Raw genomic sequence first — 4,662 nt, 5'->3', positions numbered from 1 at the left:
ATGCGTCCATTCCCGGCCTCAAGGTCATTCCGGATGTCGCCATCGCCAGCAAGCGCTCGGTGCGCTCCATCTTGCTGATCTGCAAGAAACCGATCGAGGAAGTGCGGACGGTGGCGGCGGACACCTCGTCGCGGACCTCGGTGGCCCTGGCCCACATCCTCTTCCACAAGCTCTGGGGCGGGGCCCGTCAGTTGCAGGCCATGACCCCGGACCTCGGCCAGATGCTCCGCCAGTGCGACGCCGCGCTGCTGATCGGCGATCCGGCCCTCACCGTGGACCGCACCCGGTTCGTCTGCTACGACCTGGCCGAGGAATGGAACCGGCTGACCGGCAAGCCCTTCGTGTTTGCCTTCTGGGCGGTGCGCGCGGAAGCGGCGGAAAGCAGCCCGCTCGACCTGGTCAAGATCTTCCAAACTTCCCGCGACCACGGGTTGCAGAATGTCGATGCCCTGGCGCGGGAATGGGCGCCGCGCGTCGGCCTAAGCGAGGAACAGGTACGCGCCTACCTGACCGAGAACATCGATTTCTCCCTCGATGCCGAGAACCTCTCCGGCATGGAGCTCTTCTTCAAGTCCGCCGTGGAGTGCGGCGCCATCGCCGCCGCGCCGCCGCTGGAGTTCGTCGGTGAAAAGGCGCGCAGTGCCCGCTGATTGGTAGAATAGGGCCTGGATGTCCCTCACCAAAGCCCAAGCCCTGGAGATGTTCCGCTCCGACGACCTCATCGGCATTGGAATGGAGGCGGACGCGGTGCGTCGCAAGCTGCATCCCGAGGGCGTGGTCACCTACATCATCGACCGCAACATCAACTACACCAACTTCTGCACCGAGTACTGCACCTTCTGCGCCTTCTACGCTCCCATCAAGGGCCCGGGCCGCGCCAAGGGCTACACCCTGGAGTTCGAGCAGATCTACGACAAGGTCCGCGAGACCGTCGAATTGGGCGGCACCGGCGTGCTGATGCAGGGCGGCCTGCATCCCGACCTCAAGCTCGATTGGTATGAGCGGATGCTCAGCGGCATCAAACAGCGCTTCCCCCAGGTGCACCTGCACTGCTTCTCGGCATCGGAGATCCTGCACTTCGCCGAACTGAACGGCCTCTCGGTCGAGGACACCATCAAGCGCCTGCGTGCTGCCGGCCTCGACTCCATCCCCGGCGGAGGCGCCGAGATCCTCGACGACGAGGTGCGCTACAAGATCGCGCGCCTGAAGTGCCTGACCGAGGACTGGCTCAAGGTGCACCGCACCGCCCACAAGCTGGGCATGCGCACCACCGCGACCATGATGTTCGGCTGCGGCGAGACCCTGGAGCACCGCGTCAACCACTTCCAGCGCATCTATGACCTGCAGAACGAGACCGGAGGCTTCACCGCCTTCATCCCCTGGACCTTCCAGCCCGGCAACACCGCGCTCGGCGGGCGCGGCTGGGACGAGGCCACCTCGGTCGAGTATCTCAAGACGCTGGCCATCTCGCGCATCTTCCTCGACAACTTCGAGAACGTGCAGGCAAGCTGGGTGACCCAGGGCCTCAAGGTGTTGCAGCTCGGTCTGCGTTTCGGCGGCAACGATGTCGGCTCGGTGATGCTGGAGGAGAACGTGGTGAAGGCCGCCGGCACCTCGAATTGCACCACCGAAGAGGAGCTGCGGCGCATCATCCGCGACGCGGGCTTCCGCCCCGCCCAGCGCGACACCCTCTACACCAAGCTCTTCCTGAACTGACACGCATTCGGCTGCCCGATTGCCTTCAGGTACAATCGTTCGTTTCGCGGCGGCAATGGCCCGCCGACGGGAGTTACTGACCTGACCAGCCCGGCCTTCATAGCACTTTTCTTTCTCTATGCCCCCAACCGCGGGGTCGGGCACTGGCTACGCGCCCAGATCGCGCGCACCCCATTCCACGGCCTCTATGAAGCGAACGCCTTCGACATGGCTCTCCTGGTCCCCTACTTCATCGTCCTCATCCTGCTGGCTTCGTATGGCATCCACCGCTACGTCCTGGTGTGGATGTACTACCGCAACCGCAGGAATAAGGTGACAGAGCCGGCCCACAGGTTCGAGGGGCTACCCCGGATCACCGTCCAGCTCCCCATCTTCAATGAGCAGTTCGTCATCGACCGGCTGCTGGATTCGGTCTGCAAACTGGACTACCCGCGGGAGAAGCTCGACATCCAGGTGCTGGACGACTCCACCGACGAGACCGTGGAGGTCGCCCGCGCCGTGGTCGAGCGCTACGCCGCCCTCGGTCATCCCATCGCCTACCACCATCGCGACAACCGCGAGGGCTTCAAAGCCGGCGCCCTCCAGGAAGGCCTCAAGACCGCGAAGGGCGATTTCATCGCCATCTTCGACGCCGACTTTGTCCCCCCGCCCGACTGGCTGCACCGGGTCATCCACCACTTTACCGATCCCAAGGTCGGCATGGTGCAGACCCGCTGGACCCACTTGAACCGCAACTACTCGTTCCTGACCGAGGTGGAAGCCATCCTGCTCGACGGTCACTTCATCCTGGAGCACGGCGGACGCTCCCGCAGTCACGTCTTCTTCAACTTCAACGGCACCGCCGGCATGTGGCGCCGCTGCGTCATCGACGACGCCGGCGGCTGGCAGCACGACACCCTGACCGAAGATACCGACCTCTCCTACCGGGCGCAGCTCAAGGGCTGGCAATTCCTCTACCTCCAAGACGTCGAATGTCCCGCCGAATTGCCCATCGAGATGACCGCTTTCAAGACCCAGCAGGCGCGCTGGGCCAAGGGGCTGATCCAGACCGCGAAGAAGATCCTGCCCACGATGATGAAGAGCAACGTGCCGCGCCGGGTGAAGGTCGAGGCCTGGTATCACCTGACCGCCAATCTGAGCTATCCGCTGATGATCGTGCTCTCCACCCTGCTGCTGCCGGCCATGGTCATCCGCTTCTACCAGGGCTGGTTCCAGATGCTGTACATCGACCTGCCGCTGTTCCTGGCCTCGACCTTCAGCATCTCCAGCTTCTACCTGGTTTCGCAGAAGGAGCTGTTTCCGCGGTCGTGGCCGCGGGTCTTCCTGTTCCTGCCCTTCCTGATGGCCCTGGGCATCGGGCTGACCCTGACCAATACCCGCGCCGTGCTGGAAGCGATCTTCGGCAAGCAATCGCCCTTTGCCCGCACCCCCAAGTACCGGGTCGCAGCCAAGGGCCAGAGGTCCAAAGTGGCGGCAGCCAAATATCGTAAGCGCCTGGGGCTGGTGCCCTGGCTGGAGCTGCTCATCGGCACATACTTCGCGGCCACGGTCTACTACGCCATCGACAACGAGAACTTTATTACCGTGCCTTTCTTGGTCTTGTTCGTCCTTGGATATTGGTACACGGGACTGATGTCGTTACTGCAAGGAAGGTTCGAGAAGCTGACGGTCGGGTCGGGAGCCGAACTGCACGAGAAGCCGTTCCCGGTCGGAGTGTAGTCGTCGGTCGTCCGTCGGTCGGCCAAGGAGATCTATGCGAAAACTGCTGATTGCTGTCGTCCTGCTGATGTCGTGTTGCGTAGCGGCGCTTGACCGCCAACCGAATGCCGACTATCGCGCCCGCCGCGTAGCTCTCTCGCAAAAAACAGCCGGCGGCGTGGTCCTGCTCTTCGCCTCCACCGAGGAGGAAGGACCAAACAACATTTACGGGTTCAAGCAGGATGATGGTTTCTTCTATCTCACCGGCTGGACCGAACCCGGCGCCGCGTTGCTGATCGCTCCCGAGGTGAAGGCGAGCGACGGCAATCCGGCCCGCCCCTATACCGAGATCTTCTTCCTGCCCCCCCACAACCGAACCCAGGAGCGCTGGACCGGGCCCAAGCTCGGCCCCGAAGACGCCACCGCGCGCCAGGTCACCGGCTTCGATCGGGTCGAGTCCTTGGACCAGATGCGCGAGATACTGGTGAAGGTCCTTCCCCAGCCGCGGGCCACGGTTTTCACCGACCTTGGCTCATCTTCTTCGAAGGCCCCCTTTTCCTGGCTGCGGCGCACCAATGCCTTCGCCACCCGCCTGGCGATGGAGGACGTCAAAGAGTTGCTCGCTTCCATGCGCATGGTGAAGGACCGCGGCGAGATGGAGCGCATCCAGCACGCGGTGGACGCCAGTGTCGCCGCGCACCTGGCCGCCATGAAGGCCATGAAGCCGGGGATGAAGGAGTACGAGATCGGTGCGCTCATCCAGTACGAGTTCCAGAAGCGCGGCTGTGAGCGCCCGGCCTACGCTCCCATCGTGGGCTCCGGCTTCGACGGCACCGTCCTCCACTACTCCGAGAACTCCGGCGCCATTCAGAACGGCGACGACGTGGTGATCGACGCCGCCGGGGAATACGCCGGCTATGCCTCCGACATCACCCGGACCCTGCCGGCCAACGGCAAGTTCACCGCCCGCCAGCGCGAGATCTACGACATCGTCCTGGGGGCGCAGCAGGCGGCGGCAGCGGCCTTCGTTCCCGGAAAGTCCACGCTCTTCGGGCCCGGCTCCCTCACCGACGTGGCCAGGCAGTACATCGACGCCCACGGCAAGGACCTGCACGGCGAGCCGCTGGGCAAGTACTTCATCCACGGCATCGGTCACCACGTCGGGCTCAACGTGCACGACGCCGACAATCGCAAACCCCTCGACCGCGGCATGGTGTTCACTATCGAGCCCGGCATCTACATTCCCGA

Annotated in this window: 4 protein-coding genes; all 4 read left to right on the top strand. The window is 63.9% G+C overall.

The window, feature by feature from the left end; genetic code table 11:
* A partial coding sequence (locus VMS96_06690) for a menaquinone biosynthesis protein (protein HVP43101.1) occupies nt 1-650 on the top strand: 650 nt, incomplete at its 5' end.
* A 19-nt stretch (nt 651-669) separates the two neighbouring features.
* Complete coding sequence (gene mqnC / locus VMS96_06685) at nt 670-1,716, top strand: cyclic dehypoxanthinyl futalosine synthase (GenBank protein ID HVP43100.1); 1,047 nt, start codon at nt 670-672, stop codon at nt 1,714-1,716.
* Nucleotides 1,717-1,923: 207 nt separating this feature from the next.
* Complete coding sequence (locus tag VMS96_06680) at nt 1,924-3,435, top strand: cellulose synthase family protein (GenBank protein HVP43099.1); 1,512 nt, start codon at nt 1,924-1,926, stop codon at nt 3,433-3,435.
* 34 nt (nt 3,436-3,469) lie between these two features.
* Nucleotides 3,470-4,662 (top strand): Xaa-Pro aminopeptidase (locus tag VMS96_06675; GenBank protein ID HVP43098.1); only part of this gene is annotated, 1,193 nt, incomplete at its 3' end.

This window comes from Terriglobales bacterium (assembly GCA_035543055.1).
Taxonomy (GTDB): Bacteria; Acidobacteriota; Terriglobia; order Terriglobales; family Acidobacteriaceae; genus JAIQFD01.
The sequence above is the reverse complement of the archived record's forward strand: the minus strand, read 5'-3'. Positions and strand labels throughout refer to the sequence as shown.